We start from the raw sequence: 16,747 nt of genomic DNA on the forward strand, positions 1-16,747 counted from the left end.
GCACCCATGTGCAGGCAGGCTATCAGCAGCAGACTACGGGCCTAACCCTACCCCCGCACCTCCGGATGCATGCCGCCGGCTGACGGTTCACCCACTTCGCTCTGGCCCAGCAGGTCATCGCCCACATTGTCGTCCTCCAGCGTATCGAGGTGCATCCACCGCTTCACAATCGGGCTGAGCGCCAGCACCACCGCGCCCACGCCAATCGCCACCCAGCCTATCTGGTTGTAGACTGTCAGCACCAGGTCGCGGCTCATCTCGCCGCCCTCGCCGCCGGTCGCTTCGCCGATTTTGCCGCCGACGAAATTGCCCACTGCGGTCATGTAGAACCATGCGCCCATGATTAACGATGCCATGAAACTGGGGGCAAGGCGGTTCATGGCGGAGAGGCCAACGGGGCTGAGGCACAGCTCACCCGTGGTGTGCAAAAGGTAGATCAGGAAGACAAACAGCACCGGGGTCATCACTTCGGGGCCGACGGTGTTCGCACCCCAGACAAACACCAGGAAGCCCGCACCCACCTGGAACAATGCCAGGGCGAACTTGGCCGGGGCGGAAGGTTCCAGCCCCCGCTTGCCCAGCCACTGCCACAGCATGGCGAACAGCGGGGCGAACAGGATGATGTAAATGGGGTTGATCGACTGGAACACCGATGACGGCACATTGCCGATCTCCACATAGCGATCGGTGTAGAGGTTGAGGCTGCCGCCGGCCTGTTCGAACAGGCCCCAGAACAGCGGGTTCAGGGCGATCAGGAACAGGATGGCGAAAATGCGTTCGCGTGGCTGCTTGGGCAGCTTGAACGCCTCGTAAAGCACATATCCCAGCAGGCCCACGCCCGACACGATCAGCAGCGTCTGGATCACGTCGCGGTACTGGATCAGACCCCACATCAGGCCCACCGAGGCAATTGCGGCAACGTAGATCGTGATTTCCTTGCTCCTGGCGAGCATGTGGGGCGCTTCACCCGCTCCACGCAGCAGGCCCTTGCCCAGCACGAAGACGATCAGGCCCGCGACCATGCCGATTCCGGCAAGTCCGAAGCCAAAGGCCCAGCCAATGGTTTGACCGAGATAGCCGACCAGGATCGTACCTGCCGCCGCGCCCACATTGATGCCCATGTAGAAGATTGTGTAGGCTGCATCACGCCGGCCATCGGTGAGCGTGTAGAGTTGGCCCACCATCACCGAGATGTTGGCTTTCAGGAAACCGGAACCGACGATGATCAGGGCCAGTGCCAGCCAGAATATGTTGATCGTGGAATCGCCTTGTCCGCCCGTGCCTTCGAAGGCCATGAACAGATGGCCCATCGCCAGCAACACGCCGCCAAACAACACTGCCTTGCGCTGGCCCAGATAGCGATCTGCCAGCCAGCCGCCCAGAACCGGAGTGATATAGACCAGGCTGCCATAGGCGCCGTAGATCACCGTGCTTTCGCCATCGCTGAACAGCCAGTGTTGGGTCAGGTAGAAGATCAGCAGGGCGCGCATGCCGTAATAGGAGAACCGCTCCCACATCTCGGCGAAGAACAGCATGTACAGGCCCTTGGGATGGCCCAGTGGTTCCGGCTGGCGGCTGGCGGCGATCAATCCGCCTGCCACCAGGAAGGCGGCAAGAATGACCGCGGCGATGGCGGCGACCCAGTCGCCCTCGTTCCAAAGTGCCAGCTCTTTCATCGGCCCATGTCTTTCATTGCGATCCCCAGCCCCTTTGTCAGGCGCTTTGCGCGCGCCAAGCGTGGCACCCTAACGGCAGAAACGCGGCTGTGAAGCCTGTTTTGTTGCATGCGAAACCGGGCGGCCTGCCGCATGCAGCTTGACCCGACACGCTGTATTATGGCACTGCATCACCTGACATGAGCGAAACCAAGCCCGTATATCTCCGCCTGCGCGACCGGATTGCCGCCTCGATTATCGAGGGGGAGTATGCCGAGGGCGGGATGCTGCCATCGGTGCGCGCCTTCGCTGCGGACCAGGGCGCAAACCCGCTGACCGTGGCCAAGGCCTATCAGCAGTTTCAGGCAGACGGTCTGATCCGCGTGCAGCGCGGCGTGGGCATGTTCGTTCGCGAAGGGGCGGCAGACAAGCTGCGCAATGCGGAAAGGGATATCTTCCTGCAGGAAGAATGGCCCGAAATCCGCCGCAAGATGGAACGGCTTGATATCTCTCTTGCAGAGCTGACCGACCTGGCCTGAAGCGCCTCGCAGCGCCTCGCAGCGCCTGACATCACCTGTAGCGGGCCTGTCTCAAGGCTTGGTAGCGCGTCCCAATGCGCCGCGCAGGACTTGTAAAAACTCGACAATTGCGCAGGGCACACACTTCTGTCATGTTCACGATCATGTCGGCATGCCATCGGGTCGGGTATGCCGCAAGCTTGGCAATATGTGTCTGGCTTTCGCCGGGCCGAAAGGGACGGAAATGATAAGATCCGAACTGCTGCAATCACTCGCCGAAGACAATCCGGACCTGCGTCCTGAGGAAATCGAGCAGGTTGTCGATGTTTTCTTCGAGGAAATTTCTGCGCGTCTTGCCGAAGGCGGACGGGTTGAACTGCGCGGCTTCGGCACGTTCTCCACCCGGGAACGCGATGCGCGCCTCGGCCGCAATCCGCGCACTGGGGATGCGGTGGAAGTGCCGGCCAAGCGCGTACCCTATTTCAAGCCGGGCAAGGAAATGCGCGAAAGGCTGAATTCAGGATAGCACCGGCCAAGCGCGGTGTGACGGCAGCAATGCCTCCACGCGAAAGGCAGGCATAAGAAAAGGGGCGCGGATCGATGTGATCCGCGCCCCTTTTTCTTGTGATCCTTCCGGACCGAATCTGCCCCCGCACGAGGCGGGGGCATATCCGATTAGAAGCGGCGTCCGACGGACAGTGACCAGGTGCGCGGCAGGCCGGGCACACCGGTAACCAGGCCGAGCGAACCGGTAACGTCGCTGACACTGTTGAAGTAGTACTTGTCGAACATGTTCTGGACTTCCAGAGCAACGTTCCACTCTTCATCAGCAGTGGTGAAGCCGATGCGACCGTTGGCTACGAAGTAACCGTCGATCTTGCTCCAGCTGGTGTTGAAGCTGTCGGTGTAGATAGCCGACTGATACGCACCGTCGACACGGAACATGACCGTACCGGCGTCCATTTCATAGTCGTACTGACCACCCAGGCTGTAGGTCCATTCCGGCGTGTAAGGCGTTACCTCGTTACCGGTCAGGCCAGCAGGAGCGACCGAAGCCGTATCATACTGGAAGTCCAGGTAGGACAGGCCACCATCGAACGAGAGACCGTCAACCGGGAAGGCTGCGAACTCGAGCTCGAAGCCCTTGACCTCGGCAGAGCCGACGTTGTTGGGCTGGAGGCAGGGAGATGCCGGGCAAGCCGAGAGCTGCAGAATGATGTTGGAATAATCATTGTAGAATGCAGCACCGTTCAAGCGCAGGCGACGGTCAAGCAAGTCGGCCTTGAAGCCTACTTCGTACGTGACAATCGTTTCAGGATTGAACGACTTCAGCTGGTTACACGGACCGCCGACATAACCCTCTGCAGGGTCACAGCTACCGGCCGAAGGACCAAAGAACGGACGCGGGTTAACACCGCCGCCCTTGAAGCCCGTCGAAACCGACGCATACATCAGCAACTCGTCGGAGAAGCGGTAGTCGGCCGAGACACGCCAGTCGAAACGATCACCCCGGAAGGAGTCAGACAGGCCGAACAGGCCGGTCAGCAGACAGTTAGGCGTGTTGCCAAGCGAAACCGGGCCACCGAAGTCAGGATCGGCACCGTAGAAGTATTCGCAGATCGGCGGACCATCGGTTTCCGGGTTGTAGTCATCGAAGGGATAGGACCCATCCGGGTTGGACCGGAAGTAGGTGTAGACCTTCTTGTCCTTCGTATAACGCAGACCACCGGTGATGCTCATATCCGGGGTCGGATGGAGCGTAGCAGTACCGAAGATTGCCTTGGTCGTGCTGGGCGTGGTGTCCGGACCGTGGATGAAGTCAATACCAGCGTAGTTGAGGTCAACACGCGCGGTATATTCGCCAGCCTGATCAAGCAGGAAGCCGCCAACCGTACCTTCGACCATGCCATCGGCGAGTTCGAAGTTCAGGCGCAGTTCCTGGCTCCATGCGCGGTGGTTCAGCTGGTTGTCCAGCTGTGCCACGGGAACAGGAGTTGCGTCCTGATCCTGGCCCCACTTGGATTCATATTCACGCCAGGAGCTGATCCAGACAACCTGCAGGTCGTCCATCAGATCATAGGTGACATTGCTGTGAATGCCCCAGCCGGTGAAGTCCTGGTTCTGCAAGGCAGAATAGGGCTTGTAAGGCGCCTGGGAAGTCGGGGTGCGCGCATCCAGGAAGTTGGAATATGCGATGAAGCCCGGATCACCAAAGGCGTTGCCGATGTTGTCGCAGCTGTATGGGCCGTTCGGAACGAAGGCGCAGTTTACCGGAACAGCGTCGCCATCAAGGCCCGTGAGCCAAGGCAGCGATTCGTAAGCACCGTAACCGACGAGCTCATCATCATCGTTATAGATCTCGGTTCCGGCAATGCCATTGCCGACACTTGCGGCAGGATTGTCAGAGAACGGATCGAACGCTGTCGCACCACCGGTTGCCTTACCGGCAGCCAGCAGAACGGTCGGACCAGCTTCACCCTTGGTGGAGGAGAAGTCAGCCGAGATGTTCACTTCCAGGCGATCGGTCGGAACCCAGCGCAGCGCAATACGACCAGCAGTCGTGTTGGAACCGCCCATCGTGGTGTTGTCAGGGTTGCCGCGTCCACGAGCATTGTTGCTGGGAACGTTGGAACCCGGATGGGTCAGGCCGTAATCGAGCTGGGTGACATAGCCGTCCACGCTGCGGCCGAAGCCGGATACGCGGGCGAACAGATTATCAGCCACTTCGAAGTCGGCCATGCCGCGCAGTTCCATACGGTCAAAAGAACCGTAGGTTGCGCGCAGATAGCCTTCGCCGCTGCCTTCAGGACGGGCGCTGAACAGCTTGATCGAACCACCGATGGAGTTCTTGCCAGCCAGCGTGCCCTGCGGACCGCGCAGAACTTCGATGCGATCGAGATCCATCAGTTCCAGCAGCGAGCTGGAGAGCGTCGGGATGAACACGTCATCGACATAGACACCCACACCCGGATCGAGCGCGTAGTTGAAGTCGACCTGGCCGACGCCACGAATAAAGGCGATCAGGCCCGAGCCACCGTTCTGGGGCTGCGGCTTGAGAGTTACGTTCGGTGCCTGTGCGGCGACCTGTGCAATGTCGGTCTGGCCGCGCGCTTCGAGCATTTCCGCGTTGACGGCGGTAATGGCGATTGGCGTGTCCTGCAGGTTGGTTTCGCGGAATTCCGCAGTCACGACGATGGTGTTGGTGCGCGCACCTTCATCACCTTCGGCGTCCTGAGCATATGCTGGCGCGGCCATGCTTGCCACTATGGCAAGCGACGACGCAACGCTGAGCGTCTTGAACTTCATCAGGCATCCTCCCCTGGCGAGACCCGAAAGAGGCGCTCGCTTGGTGTTACGATTGTGTCCTGGCACGCCTTTAAACAGCTGTGCTCTAAGACCGGTAAGGAGGAAGCATGCCAGACTCGCAAAGAAGCCGACCGTCTCCTCTCCCTGTGTGCATCTCTAGCTGTAGTTTGGGTCGGAGCAAGGGCATCTAGGCAGAAAACCATTCCATTGCGTGGCCATTGTCGTAATCAAGCAACACAAAAAGCACCGGTTTCAGCAGCAATCGCATAGCCAGATTGACCAATGTTGCGCTTGCACAACAGGTCCAAATGGCTGAAACTCGGCCATAAACGTTCATTGGGGAGGGAAATTCATGAGCGAAAACAAGGGGACCAAATTTCCCAGAGGCTATGAGCTGACAGTCTTGCTGCTGTTGGGTCTGGCCTATGGCTTTGCCTATTTCGATCGCATGTCCATGACCTTCCTTGGCCCTGCGGTGCAGGCCGACATGGGCCTGAGCAATGAACAACTGGGCTGGCTCGGCTCCGGCCTGTCGCTGACCTGGGCGCTGGGCGCCTATTTCGTGGGCCGCTGGTCCGATCTGATCGGCCGGCGCAAACCGTTCCTGATTGCGGCGCTGGTGATCTTCTCCTTCTGCTCGATGATGTCCGGCCTGGCGTGGAGCTTCGGTTCGCTGCTGGCCAGCCGGATCGTGATGGGCGCGGCGGAGGGGCCGTTCCTGCCCATCTGCCTGGCGATCATGGTCGCCGCCTCGGCAGAAAGCCGCAAGGGCCTGAACGCGGGCATCGTCCAGAACGTGTTCGGTTCGATCATCGGCACAGCGCTCGCCCCTATCGTGCTGGTGCGCATCGCCGAGGCCTATGACTGGCGGATGGCCTTCTTCCTGGCCGGTGTGCCCGGCCTGATCCTGGCCGCCATCATCTGGCGCAAGATTTCAGAGCCGGAGCCTGATCCCGCAACGGTGGCCGCCCGCAAATCCGCTGCATCGCTGGGCATTGGCGCACTGGTAATGCGCGAACTGCGCGAAATGCGCTCGCTCATGGCCACCCGCAATATCCTGCTGTGTGCGATCGTCAGCATCTTCGGGGTGGGCACGGTGGTGATCGGATCGATCTTCATGCCGCTCTACCTTGATGGCCCGCGCGGCATCGCTCCTGCAACATGGAGCAACATCATGGCCACCATCGGTTTCTCGCCGGCAGCGGGCGCGGTGCTGGCTGGCCTGCTTTCAGAGCGCGTGGGACGCAAGCCTGCGCTGGTGCTGTTCGTATCGCTGATGATGATCGCGCCCGCCACATTGCTGTGGGTGCAGGGTCCCGCGCCCATGCTCGCGGCGCTACTGTTTGTCAGCTGGATGGGCCTTGGCTCCTTCCCCCTGTTCATGGGCATCATCCCGGCGGAAACGCTGGGCCGTGTGCGCGCCGCCACCGCCATGGGCGCGGTTGTGGCGGTGGGAGAGATCTTCGGCGGCTTTGCCCTGCCACCTATCACCGGGCGGCTGGCAGACAGCTACTCGCTCGACGTGGCGCTGTATGTGCAACTGGGGCTGGCCGCGCTGGGCGGCCTGGTGGCGCTGTTCGTGGCCGAAACCAATCCGCGCATACTGGCGCGCAAGACAGAAGGAATGGCTGCATGAGCTTCGATCCGGAAAAGACAGCGCTTGCCTATCTGGAATGCGTGCGCGCGCTCGATACCAAGGCCATGCTGGGCTATTTCGCCGAGGGTGCGAAAATCTGGCTGCCGGGGCAGGGATGGATGGAGCCATCGCAGCTGGCGGCGCTGCTGGATGGCGCGCGCTCACTGCTGGTGGACGGCATTCGCTTCACCCATCAGGGCACGCTGATCGATGGCAACAACGTGGTGGTGATGACCGCCTGTGACAGCCCGCTGATCAGGGGCGGTTCTTATGTGAACGACTTCTGCTTCGTCTTCACCTTCGATGAAGACGGCAAGATCGCCCGCATGCGCGAATATACCGACAGCGGCCCCGCCGTGGCCGCCTTCCACTCCTGACCGCCCGGAACGGTTCTGACAGCCCTCGCTAGCGTCCCGGCTCTACCCGCCGTGCGCGGTTGAAGGTCAGGGCTGACAGGATCGCCGGAACCGCCATCACTGCGCAGACTGCGGCCACGCTCATGCTGATGTCGATGGTGGCAAAGCCAAGGTCGAGCGGGGCCTCGCGCGTGCCCAGCAGTGCGCCGCCCACGATCGGTCCGAAGATCGATCCCACGCGGCCCGCCGTGGTGGCAAAGCCCAGCCCGGTGGCGCGCAGATAGGGCGGGAAGGCATAGGCAATCGTCAGCCAGTTGGCGACGGCGGAGCCGAACAGCGCCGCGCCCATCAGCGGGGCGATGATCAGCAGCGCACCGGGATTGCCCACGAACATGCCGAACAGGGTGATCAGTATGGCCAGGCTGACCATCGTCAGCCACATCATCCGTTTCACGCCCACCACGCCGCAGAAGAAGCCCGCGGACAGGCCGCCGATGATCCCGCCATAGGAAACCCACGCCGAATAGCGCGCGCCCAGCGCGTCAGACGCGCCTGCCTCTGCCACCAGCGGCGGTCCCCAGTTGATGATGAAATACCAGGCGAACATGTTCAGCGCATGGGCGATGAACAGTTTGAAGATCAGCTCGTTTCGGTGAACCGGTTGGAGGATTTCGCTCAGCGCGGTGGAGCCTTCGGTCGAATCCTGCGGGCGCGGCGGAAGCTGTGAAATCTCCGGCACGCGCATGCGTCGCAGAACCTTGTTGGTGGTTTCCAGCGCGCCCTTGGGCTGGCGCGTCAGCAGGAAGTCGAGGCTTTCGGGCAGCCAGATGAAGGCGATCGGGAACAGGATGGCAGACAGCGATCCGCCCACCCAGAAGATACCGCGCCAGCCATAGGTGTCGAGCACCGCCACCGCGACATAGGCACCGATGATGGTCCCCACGGGATAGGCCGCCGCCACCGCGCTGGTGGCAAATTCGCGCCGCTTCTGGCTGGCATATTCCAGCGCCAGAGTGCCTGCGGTGCTGGTCATCCCGCCAATGCCGATGCCAGTGATCAGGCGGCCCGTCGCCATCACCAGGAAGCCGTCAGACCCGGCGGATATCGCCATGCCGATGCTCATGAACAGCAGGCAGATCAGCATCGCCGGGCGGCGGCCCCACTGGTCCGCCACCGGCGATACGCCCAGCGCGCCCACCGCCATGCCGACCAGGTTCATGGCCAGCAATGTGCCCAGCGCAGCATCGCTCATGCCCCATTCGGTCTTCAGCGCGCTGCCTGCCTGCGCCAGTGCCAGAATGTCATACCCGTCGATCATGTTGATCAGCACGCACAGCGCCACCACGCCGTATTGCTTCAGGTTCATCGGACGCTCGCGCATCACGATACGCGGATCGACTACGTGCATGGCCCCTTGGCCTCCCTCTCCCATGCCGCTCGATGGCGGCTTGCACGCAAGGCTATGGTGCTAAATAAGGTCCGTCAAAAGAATAAGACCGCCAAGGATGCCAGCATGACCCACACCCAGACCCGCGACGTGCAAACCACGATGAAATATGTCGTGCGCGGCGAGAAGGCGACTTTCTATGCGGGCGACCGCGAGCGCAGCTATTGGCCCGGAGACGAGCGGCAGATCACGATTCACGACCTGCGCCCGCACTCAGAAGAGCTGGCGCTGGAGCGCAACGGCTTCGTGCTGGTGGACCGGTCCAGCGGCATTGCCGACTATACCGATGCAGACCAGCTGGCCACCTATTGCCGCCAGACCGAGGCACTGGTGCAAGCGCTGACCGGGGCGGACAAGGTGGTCAGCTTCGGCCCGATCATCCGCACCAGTGCCAGTGGCACCCACGGCCACAACCAGCCCGCATTCGGCGCCCATGTCGATTACGGCGCACGCACCGTGGCCGACTACACGCGCGACCTGCTGCCTGCGGAAGAGGCAGAGCGGCGGCTGGCGAAGCGGCACATGCTGATCAACGTCTGGCGGCCGATCCTGCCGGTCGAAAGCGCCCCGCTGGCCCTGTGCGATGCGCGCACGGTGACGCGTGACGACCTGTTCGACAGCGAGATCATCGGCGGCCTCGGCGGCGCATCGCGCTCGCTATGGGGCTTCAACCTGGCCTACAATCCGGAGCACAAATGGTACTGGGTGCCGCAGATGCAGCCGAGCGAGGCGCTGGCCTTCAAGCTGTTCGACTCCGAGCGCGACGCGGTGCAGTTCACCGCGCACTCCGCCTTTCAGGATACCACCGCGCTGGCTGGAGCCGCCCCTAGGCAGAGCGTGGAGCTGCGGACGATTGCGTATCTGGATTGATCCGAAGTATCCGGATACTCATTGATTGGCGATAAATTCCAGCAACAGCGGATCGCAGACCGGGTCGGATTCGGCGATGATAAGTTGCAACAGCTCGGCAATGTCAGCGTCGCGCAAATATTGCCGAGACAGAGTGATGCTTGGCGTTTCCTCAGCGTCCTGAAACAGAAACACTGCTTCGAATGGGTTCATGCCATGGGTGCCAACCTCAGCGACCAGTGCGGAAAAATCGCCAAGACCAACTGCGATCTCGGATTTTTCTGAGCGGTTGAAGCCAACTTTCCGCCAACATACAAAATCCTCATCAACGCGCACGCGGTAGTTTTTGTGCGCGAATTGCATGATCACCAAATATGTCGAAAAAATACCGCAAATAATCAAAAAGTCGGCGAGCCACTTTTCAGAAATTGCACGATTCATGAACAGAGGCAGGATATACATCAGCATGAATAATGTGATGATTATCAAACCGATGACGAGCCTTTGGTAGAGCATTCTGGGCGGGGTTTTGGTAGAGTAAATGATCATTCAGCAGCCCTAATCTGAACCTTTGGAAAGCCATCACCGCTCCGCCGGACTGGTCGTCTCCAGCCCTTTGGTGAACATCAGCCGCTCGCGGCAATAGTCGGGATCGTTCTGCATCCGGCGCATTCCGGCCACGGCATCCTGCAATTTCGCATCATCGCCGCGGAAGGCGTGGAACAGGAAGTCCTTGTAGTGGATCGCCATCGGGCTGGTCTTGTCCAGGAACACGTCGCGCCGTTCCTTGGCCCACACGTCCAGCAGCGCCGGGTCCGCGCCTTCCAGCACCACGGCGGCCAGCGTGGGCCACAGCGCATAGCTGTCAAACAGGCCGGTGGTCAGGCCAAAGCCGCCGGTGGGGTTGGTGACATGCGCGCTGTCACCCGCCAGCAGCACGCGGCCCTTGCGGAAGGTGGAGGCGCAGCGCTGGTGCATCTTGTAAGGCGCGGCGCTGGACAGGCGGTAGCCATCCTTACCGGGTAGCAGGTGCTCGTAAGCGGCGGGCAGGCGGTCGAGATAGGTCTCCTCCGGCAGTGAGGCATCTTCCATATAGGTGCAGCGCCACAGGCCATCGCGGGCGATGATCACGATCACCGCGCCCCATTTCTCGTCCACCACCATGGTGGAGAGGCCATAACCAGCGCCGGCAAAGTCATGATAGACATTGGTGGCAACGAAGCGCTCCGGCCAGGTGAAGCCATCGAATGTCAGGCCCAGGCACCCGCGCACCGTGCTGCCCGCGCCATCTGCGCCCACCACATATTTGGCGCGCAATTCCTCACCACCTGCCAGCGTAACCGTTACTCCGGCGTCGTCCTGCGCCAGCGTCTCCACCCTTGCGCCAAAGCGGATCTCGGCATTGGATAGCTTCTCCAGCCGCGCCCTGGCGATTCCGGCCAGCACGTCCTGACCCATGTTGATGTTGTAATTGAACGGGGTGACATCGCCCAGCACATCCAGCCGGTAGCGGATGTGCTCGTCCGTGCGCTTGATCAGCCAGGTATAGTCATCCTTCACGATGCCGGTGGCCTCGGCCTCCTCGCGAATGCCCAGCCGCTCCAGCCCGTCCAGCAGCGACCAGTGATAGACCGCCGCACGCGGGCTATCGATAATGGTATCGCCCGCTTCCAGCAGCAGCACGTCGCAGCCCGCCTGCGCCAGACCCAGCGCGGTGAGGAAGCCGGTTGGCCCGCCGCCCGCGATAATCACATCATGCATCACACTCTCCCGGCGCATATCATGGCCGATTGCAATTGAAGCTGCAAAGCCACTTTCGCATGTGGACTCACTTCCCTAGTTGTAACGTACGTTAGAGTCGCAAAGACCACGATATTGGGGAGATACGGTTTGTCGCAGGCGGAATTCAGCGAAACGATTGAGGCACGCGGCGGGAGCTTCCCGCTGAAGGGCCGCTATGATGAACGTTTCCGCCCGGCCGTGGACGCCTTCATCGAGAATTTCCGCGAAGAGGAGGAGCTGGGCGCGGGCTGCTCTGTCGTCATCGATGGCGAGACCGTGGTCGACCTTTGGGGCGGCTGGGCCAATTCCGCCCGCACGCAGCAATGGGACGAGCATTCCACCGTCTGCATGATGAGTGTGGCCAAGGGCGTGACCGGCATTGCCTTCAACATGTGTGTCGATGCCGGGCTGATCGATATCGACAAGCCGGTGGCGCATTACTGGCCGGAGTTCGCGCAGAATGGAAAAGAGGACATCCTCGTGCGCTGGTGCCTCGATCACCGCGCGGGCATTCCGGTGCTGACCACGGACACCATGTATCCCGGCGGCTTCTTCGATTTCGATGCCTATATCCATGCGCTGGAAGTGCAGGAGCCGTTGTGGCAGCCGGGCACGCGCGCGGCCTATCACGTGCATAATCAGGGCTTCCTGCTGGGAGAGATCATGCGCCGGGTCACGGGCAAGACCGTGGGGCCGTTCCTGCGCGAAAAGGTTACCGGGCCGCTGCATGCGGAATACAACATTGGCGGAATGGATGCGGCTGAACAGAGCCATGTCGCCGAAGTCCTGCCCAACACCGGCGCGCGGCTGTTCGCGGCCAAGGACCAGGCGGTGCCGGACAAGCCGACCACGCCCGAAGGCTGGCAGGATGGCGCGGTGCTGCGCAGCTTTGCCTTCCTGCAGAACCCGTCCGAACCATGGCACGCCACGATGAACTCGCCGCGCTGGCGCGAAGTGGAGATCGCCAGCGGATCGGGCCACGGCAATGCGCGGGGCGTGGCGCGCATCTATGGCGCGGCCACGGGCGAGGTGGACGGCATTTCACTGCTGTCGAAGAACCAGCTCGAAGCGATGATTACCGAACAGCACAACCAGATGGAGCTGCTGCAGGACCGGCCTTATCACCAGGCGCTGGGTGTGCTGCTCAACACCCCGGAAGCAGTCTATATGGGGCCCAACATGCGCAGCTTCGGCCATCACGGCCTTGGCGGATCGATCGGCTTTGGCGATCCTGACGCGAAGCTCGGCTTCTCATACTGCTGCAACCAGATGCATGCCGTGGGCGATAACGGCCCGCGCGCAAGGCGGCTGATTGATGCGGTTTACGGGGTGATCGGATGAAGGGCTTGGCCAGGTTCGCACGAATGGCGCCATTTGCGGTCGTCGTCTCTGCTGTGACCATCGGCGCGCAAATGCTGTATGATGGCTGGCAAACCAGGAAACTCGAAACCGAAAACGCTGCGGGCATTGAAAGGACGAGGGTCTTTGTTGGTCAGGCCCAGGCCTGCTACAATACCATTTGTGTTGCTGGGTTCCCGGAGAATGCGGCCTGCAGGCAGGCGATGGGTCTCCTCGGCGGCTCAGCCTTCATCAGCCCAGCAGATTCCGTGAACAATCTGCAGGGGCGTATCGCCTTGTTTCGCGCCTATTCCAAATGGCTGGAGGGGAGAGCCGGGGTCTCGGCGATGGGGCATTCTGTTTGCGGGCAGGACGTCGAATATTTCCACCCATTTGACGATGCAGCCGATCTCCGGCTGCAATGAGGATTTGAGGATAGACACAATGAGTGACACGAAGAACCCTTCCGAAATGACCGGCGCCGAAATGTTCGAACGCGGCATGACAATCCGCCGCGAGGTTCTGGGCGATGCCTATGTGAACAAGGCGACATCCAATCCCAATCCTTTCAACGCGCCGCTGCAGGAACTGGTCGCCACCTATTGCTGGGGCTGGAACTGGGGACGCGAGGAAGAGCTTCCGCGCCGGGATCGCAGCCTCATCAACCTGGCCATGATCGCGGTGCTGGGCCGCAGCCACGAACTGAAAATCCACACACGCGGTGCACTGAACAATGGGCTGACGCGGGAGGAAATCCGCGAAGTTCTGCTGCAGGTGGGCATCTATGCCGGCATCCCGGCGGCAGTGGACAGCTTCCGCATCGTCAATGAAGCCTTTGCTGAAATCGATGCCGAAGCCCAAGCTGGGGGAGCCGAGTGATGAAGGACAAGAAACGCCTGCTGATCGAGCATGAATGCGGCAAACTGCCGCTGCTGTTCGCCAGATATGCCGATAACGGCGATCACGCCGCGCTGGCCGAACTGTTCACGCAAGACTGCATACTGGCGCGGCCGTTCCAGCCCGATCACCCCTATCACGGGCGTGACCGCGTGCAGGCGATCTTCCGTGACCGCCCGCCGATACTGGTGCGCCACATCGTCACCAATGTGCTGGTGGAGGTGATCTCCGAGAACGAGGCGCGCGGGACCAATTACCTGACCATGCTCTCCAGCCACGAAGGCACCACGCCGCCGCAGCCATCGGGCGCGATCTATGTCGGCGGGTTCGAGGATCACTATGTGAAGACCGAGGGGACATGGAAGTTCATGAGCCGGTATGGAATGGTGGCGCTGCATCAGGGCGGCGCCATGCCCAATATTCCGGCCCCGTCGGATGCTGCCCGTGGTTTGGGCGAAGAGGAGTTGAAGTGATGGTCAAGGCCGCAAATGCAAACGAACAGCTGGTGCTCGATTTCTTCGAAGTCCTGTCCTCCGGCGATCTGGAGAAGCTGCGCGGCTTCTATCACGATGACAGCGTGTGGGAGCCAAAGGTGAAGGACATTGCCGGTGCCGGAAAGCACATCGGCATGGACATCATCGACAAGTTCCTGGCCCCCGTGCGCGGCATGTTCAACCCTGGCGATCCCAAGGTTCATGTGCACAACATGTTTTCGCGCGACGGCTGGGTCTGCGTGGAGAGCAACTCCACCGGCGGCCTTCCCGACGGCAAGGTCTATGACAATGACTATTGCTGGGTGTTCGAGATATCGAACGGCAAGATCGACAAGATGCGCGAATATATGGACAGCCATTACACCGCCAAGCTCTTCGGGATGGACTGACTTATGCCGCTCTGCGCCCGAAACCGGCCTGCAAATCGCGACTTTCTGAGCTTCCGGTGCTCACGGCCCGAAAAGGCCGCTGCGCGCCGGTTCTCGAAACCCACAATTTTCGGCCCGGTCTGGGGCACAGATCGACACAAGTCTGGAGCTCAATAAATGGCGCGTACTGCCAATCGATTCGATGGTCAGCCGATCCTGATCTCCGGCGCCGGACGCGGTCTTGGTGAGGGGATTGCGAAACACCTCGCATCCGAAGGCGCGATTGTCGGCGTGGCGGATATTCACGGGGAATCCGCGTTCGAAGTGGCCAATGCCATCATTGACGCGGGCGGCCGGGCCTTCAGCTATGGCGCCGATTGCGGCAGCCGCGATGCCTTCTTCCAGCTGGCAGAGGACTTCGCGAAGGATGCAGGGCCGCTGCGCGCGGTGATCAACAATGCATCGGTGCTGGTGTACGAACCGATCGAGCAGGTGACCGAGGAAACGCTCGACACCATGCTGTCGGCAGGACTGAAAAGCGTGTTCTGGGGCGTGCAGGCCTTCCTTGCCCACCGCGATGAGAGTGCGCAGGGCAATATCCTCAATTACTCCAGCCCCGTCGCCTATCGCGGACGGCCGGGCACCGGCGCCTACACCACGATCAAGGCGGGCATTGCCGGCCTCACCAAGGTGCTGGCGGGCGAACTTGGCCCGCGGAACATCCGCGTCAACGCCATCGCGCCGGGCAGCGTGCCGACGCCTGCTACGCAAGGCTTCGTCACCGCCGAACAATATGAGCAGAGGGCGAAGAACATCCCGCTGCGCCGCAACGGCACGGTGCCCGACGTAGCGCAGGCAGTGGCCTTCCTGCTCAGCGACGAGGCATCATTCATCAACGGGGCAATGCTGGCTGTAGATGGCGGCATCATCGCTGCCGGATAGGGAAAGAATATCATGGGTGCAGTTTGGCAGGAACGTCTGGATCATCTCAAAACGGTGATCGAGCAGGACATCGCGCGCGGCGATTATTACGGCGCAGTGCTGCAAATCGGGCGCGGCGGCGTGGTGGTGTTCGATGAAGCGATCGGCGCGCAGGATGCGGCGGGCACAAAGCCGCTGGTGAAGGACAACGTGTTCTCGCTGTTCTCCGTCACCAAGGCCTTCACCAATGTGCTGATCATGAAGGCGATTGAGGAAGGCCGCTTTGCGCTGACCACCAAGGTGCGCGACGTGCTGCCGGAATTCACCGGCATCCCGCGCCAGGAAGCCACGTTCTATCACCTGCTGACCCACACGGCGGGCATGCCGGGTGTGTGGAGCCCCAAGCCGGGCATGTATCTGGACCGGCTGGAGGAGCTTTACGACGAGAGCATCGCCAACGTCCACGGGGCCACCCCGCCGGGTGAGCGCTGCGATTATTCGCCGCTGGTCAACCACGTGCTGATGGGCACGGCACTGGTGCGCACCGATGCCAGGGGCCGCAATTACCAGACGCTGCTGCATGAAGACCTGTTCGCGCCACTGAAGATGAACTCCACCAGCATGGGCCTGCGTACCGATCTTCATCCGCGCCACGTGAAGCCAGACATGCGCGGCACCGTTCCGATCAAGCATCTGTCGCGCAATATCGAAGGCGATCATGCGCTGTTCGAGGACCCTGCCGTGGAGGCGCCGCATGTCGGCTGCGCGTCGACCACCGGCGATTTGTGGCGCTTTGCCGAAATGCTGCGGCGCGAGGGTGAGCTGGAGGGCACACGCCTCCTCTCCCCGCGCATGATCCGCCTGGCGCGCAAGGTGCACACCGGCGACATGCCGAACGAGCTTTACCGCGCAGTGGCCCTGCGCGCCGGGTGGGACGTTCCGCCGGGCAATCAGGGACTGGGCTTCCAGGTGCGCGGCACCGGCGTGTTCCACCACCTGTTCGGCCAGCTCGCCAGTCCGGAGACATTCGGCAATTACGGCGCGGGCAGCACGCTGTTCTGGGTCGACCCGGAAGCCGACGTCAGCTTCTCCTTCCTCAGCGCGGGCGTGATGACGCAGGCGGCCAATATCGTGCGCTGCCAGAAACTCTCCGACATCGCGCTGTCGGCCTGCCTTTAAG

17 protein-coding genes are annotated in these 16,747 nt (G+C 61.5%); 12 read left to right on the top strand and 5 right to left on the bottom strand.

The genetic code is table 11. The features are described 5' to 3' along the window. Positions 1-47: 47 nt before the first annotated feature. Positions 48-1,676 (bottom strand): peptide MFS transporter, encoded by a 1,629-nt coding sequence (locus ABDZ98_RS01195; protein ID WP_160590711.1) that lies wholly within the window; start codon positions 1,674-1,676, stop codon positions 48-50. A 179-nt stretch (positions 1,677-1,855) separates the two neighbouring features. Between ABDZ98_RS01195 and ABDZ98_RS01200 the strand changes: the two genes are divergently transcribed. Together ABDZ98_RS01200 and ABDZ98_RS01205 are read left to right on the top strand one after the other, a co-directional pair. Then, positions 1,856-2,194 carry a GntR family transcriptional regulator gene (locus ABDZ98_RS01200; RefSeq protein WP_160590710.1) on the top strand — a complete coding sequence of 113 codons (339 nt, stop codon included), beginning with the start codon at positions 1,856-1,858 and terminating at the stop codon, positions 2,192-2,194. 223 nt (positions 2,195-2,417) lie between these two features. Continuing rightward, positions 2,418-2,699, top strand: coding sequence for an integration host factor subunit beta (locus ABDZ98_RS01205; protein WP_160590709.1), 282 nt, complete (start codon positions 2,418-2,420; stop codon positions 2,697-2,699). A 149-nt stretch (positions 2,700-2,848) separates the two neighbouring features. Here ABDZ98_RS01205 and ABDZ98_RS01210 read toward each other — a convergent pair whose 3' ends face one another. Then, positions 2,849-5,479: a TonB-dependent receptor domain-containing protein gene (locus tag ABDZ98_RS01210; protein WP_160590708.1), complete on the bottom strand. Its 2,631-nt coding sequence runs from the start codon at positions 5,477-5,479 to the stop codon at positions 2,849-2,851. Between the two features lie 352 nt (positions 5,480-5,831). Here ABDZ98_RS01210 and ABDZ98_RS01215 point away from each other — a divergent pair, with 352 nt between their 5' ends. Continuing rightward, entirely contained in the window at positions 5,832-7,115 is a 1,284-nt protein-coding gene (locus ABDZ98_RS01215; protein WP_160590707.1) for an MFS transporter, read from the top strand. Beyond that, on the top strand, positions 7,112-7,492 hold the full coding sequence (locus tag ABDZ98_RS01220) for a nuclear transport factor 2 family protein (protein ID WP_160590706.1): 381 nt from the start codon (positions 7,112-7,114) through the stop codon (positions 7,490-7,492). The genes ABDZ98_RS01215 and ABDZ98_RS01220 overlap by 4 nt, the downstream gene beginning before the upstream one ends. A gap of 28 nt (positions 7,493-7,520) precedes the next feature. Here ABDZ98_RS01220 and ABDZ98_RS01225 read toward each other — a convergent pair whose 3' ends face one another. Then, a complete protein-coding gene (locus tag ABDZ98_RS01225) occupies positions 7,521-8,879 on the bottom strand; it encodes an MFS transporter (protein ID WP_160590705.1) in 1,359 nt (452 codons plus the stop codon). Between the two features lie 105 nt (positions 8,880-8,984). Here ABDZ98_RS01225 and ABDZ98_RS01230 point away from each other — a divergent pair, with 105 nt between their 5' ends. Beyond that, entirely contained in the window at positions 8,985-9,788 is an 804-nt protein-coding gene (locus ABDZ98_RS01230) for a CmcJ/NvfI family oxidoreductase (protein WP_160590704.1), read from the top strand. An 18-nt stretch (positions 9,789-9,806) separates the two neighbouring features. On the opposite strand, the gene ABDZ98_RS01235 is transcribed toward ABDZ98_RS01230, so the two are convergent. Together ABDZ98_RS01235 and ABDZ98_RS01240 are read right to left on the bottom strand one after the other, a co-directional pair. Next, the gene (locus tag ABDZ98_RS01235; RefSeq protein ID WP_160590703.1) at positions 9,807-10,235 is read right to left on the bottom strand and encodes a hypothetical protein; all 429 of its coding nucleotides are present in this window, start codon (positions 10,233-10,235) and stop codon (positions 9,807-9,809) included. Between the two features lie 114 nt (positions 10,236-10,349). Beyond that, positions 10,350-11,528 carry an FAD-dependent oxidoreductase gene (locus tag ABDZ98_RS01240; RefSeq protein WP_160590702.1) on the bottom strand — a complete coding sequence of 393 codons (1,179 nt, stop codon included), beginning with the start codon at positions 11,526-11,528 and terminating at the stop codon, positions 10,350-10,352. 129 nt (positions 11,529-11,657) lie between these two features. Here ABDZ98_RS01240 and ABDZ98_RS01245 point away from each other — a divergent pair, with 129 nt between their 5' ends. The 7 genes from ABDZ98_RS01245 to ABDZ98_RS01275 all read left to right on the top strand — a co-directional run bounded on the left by ABDZ98_RS01245 (position 11,658) and on the right by ABDZ98_RS01275 (position 16,746). Continuing rightward, positions 11,658-12,890 carry a serine hydrolase domain-containing protein gene (locus ABDZ98_RS01245; protein WP_160590701.1) on the top strand — a complete coding sequence of 411 codons (1,233 nt, stop codon included), beginning with the start codon at positions 11,658-11,660 and terminating at the stop codon, positions 12,888-12,890. A gap of 23 nt (positions 12,891-12,913) precedes the next feature. Continuing rightward, positions 12,914-13,312 carry a hypothetical protein gene (locus ABDZ98_RS01250; RefSeq protein ID WP_160590700.1) on the top strand — a complete coding sequence of 133 codons (399 nt, stop codon included), beginning with the start codon at positions 12,914-12,916 and terminating at the stop codon, positions 13,310-13,312. Positions 13,313-13,331: 19 nt separating this feature from the next. Then, on the top strand, positions 13,332-13,766 hold the full coding sequence (locus ABDZ98_RS01255) for a carboxymuconolactone decarboxylase family protein (RefSeq protein ID WP_237437431.1): 435 nt from the start codon (positions 13,332-13,334) through the stop codon (positions 13,764-13,766). Continuing rightward, positions 13,766-14,257, top strand: a complete 492-nt coding sequence (locus ABDZ98_RS01260) for a nuclear transport factor 2 family protein (protein WP_160590699.1) — start codon at positions 13,766-13,768, stop codon at positions 14,255-14,257. The genes ABDZ98_RS01255 and ABDZ98_RS01260 overlap by 1 nt, the downstream gene beginning before the upstream one ends. Further along, positions 14,257-14,667 carry a nuclear transport factor 2 family protein gene (locus tag ABDZ98_RS01265; RefSeq protein ID WP_160590698.1) on the top strand — a complete coding sequence of 137 codons (411 nt, stop codon included), beginning with the start codon at positions 14,257-14,259 and terminating at the stop codon, positions 14,665-14,667. The genes ABDZ98_RS01260 and ABDZ98_RS01265 overlap by 1 nt, the downstream gene beginning before the upstream one ends. 156 nt (positions 14,668-14,823) lie before the next feature. After that, entirely contained in the window at positions 14,824-15,588 is a 765-nt protein-coding gene (locus tag ABDZ98_RS01270) for an SDR family NAD(P)-dependent oxidoreductase (RefSeq protein WP_160590697.1), read from the top strand. Between the two features lie 12 nt (positions 15,589-15,600). Then, a complete protein-coding gene (locus tag ABDZ98_RS01275; RefSeq protein ID WP_160590696.1) occupies positions 15,601-16,746 on the top strand; it encodes a serine hydrolase domain-containing protein in 1,146 nt (381 codons plus the stop codon). The last annotated feature ends 1 nt before the right edge of the window (position 16,747 follow it).

This window comes from Alteraurantiacibacter aestuarii, from assembly GCF_039523595.1.
Classification (GTDB): Bacteria; Pseudomonadota; Alphaproteobacteria; order Sphingomonadales; family Sphingomonadaceae; genus Alteraurantiacibacter; species Alteraurantiacibacter aestuarii.

What these genes read in the sequence shown, in the direction of transcription:
- ABDZ98_RS01210 (WP_160590708.1), bottom strand. Translation starts at nt 5,479, where the DNA reads ATGAAGTTCAAGACGCTCAGCGTTGCGTCGTCGCTTGCCATAGTGGCA.
- ABDZ98_RS01240 (WP_160590702.1), bottom strand. Translation starts at nt 11,528, where the DNA reads ATGCATGATGTGATTATCGCGGGCGGCGGGCCAACCGGCTTCCTCACC.
- ABDZ98_RS01230 (WP_160590704.1), top strand. Translation starts at nt 8,985, where the DNA reads ATGACCCACACCCAGACCCGCGACGTGCAAACCACGATGAAATATGTC.
- ABDZ98_RS01225 (WP_160590705.1), bottom strand. Translation starts at nt 8,879, where the DNA reads ATGCACGTAGTCGATCCGCGTATCGTGATGCGCGAGCGTCCGATGAAC.
- ABDZ98_RS01275 (WP_160590696.1), top strand. Translation starts at nt 15,601, where the DNA reads ATGGGTGCAGTTTGGCAGGAACGTCTGGATCATCTCAAAACGGTGATC.
- ABDZ98_RS01250 (WP_160590700.1), top strand. Translation starts at nt 12,914, where the DNA reads ATGGCGCCATTTGCGGTCGTCGTCTCTGCTGTGACCATCGGCGCGCAA.
- ABDZ98_RS01205 (WP_160590709.1), top strand. Translation starts at nt 2,418, where the DNA reads ATGATAAGATCCGAACTGCTGCAATCACTCGCCGAAGACAATCCGGAC.
- ABDZ98_RS01255 (WP_237437431.1), top strand. Translation starts at nt 13,332, where the DNA reads ATGAGTGACACGAAGAACCCTTCCGAAATGACCGGCGCCGAAATGTTC.
- ABDZ98_RS01200 (WP_160590710.1), top strand. Translation starts at nt 1,856, where the DNA reads ATGAGCGAAACCAAGCCCGTATATCTCCGCCTGCGCGACCGGATTGCC.
- ABDZ98_RS01270 (WP_160590697.1), top strand. Translation starts at nt 14,824, where the DNA reads ATGGCGCGTACTGCCAATCGATTCGATGGTCAGCCGATCCTGATCTCC.
- ABDZ98_RS01220 (WP_160590706.1), top strand. Translation starts at nt 7,112, where the DNA reads ATGAGCTTCGATCCGGAAAAGACAGCGCTTGCCTATCTGGAATGCGTG.
- ABDZ98_RS01195 (WP_160590711.1), bottom strand. Translation starts at nt 1,676, where the DNA reads ATGAAAGAGCTGGCACTTTGGAACGAGGGCGACTGGGTCGCCGCCATC.
- ABDZ98_RS01215 (WP_160590707.1), top strand. Translation starts at nt 5,832, where the DNA reads ATGAGCGAAAACAAGGGGACCAAATTTCCCAGAGGCTATGAGCTGACA.
- ABDZ98_RS01265 (WP_160590698.1), top strand. Translation starts at nt 14,257, where the DNA reads ATGGTCAAGGCCGCAAATGCAAACGAACAGCTGGTGCTCGATTTCTTC.
- ABDZ98_RS01235 (WP_160590703.1), bottom strand. Translation starts at nt 10,235, where the DNA reads ATGCTGATGTATATCCTGCCTCTGTTCATGAATCGTGCAATTTCTGAA.
- ABDZ98_RS01260 (WP_160590699.1), top strand. Translation starts at nt 13,766, where the DNA reads ATGAAGGACAAGAAACGCCTGCTGATCGAGCATGAATGCGGCAAACTG.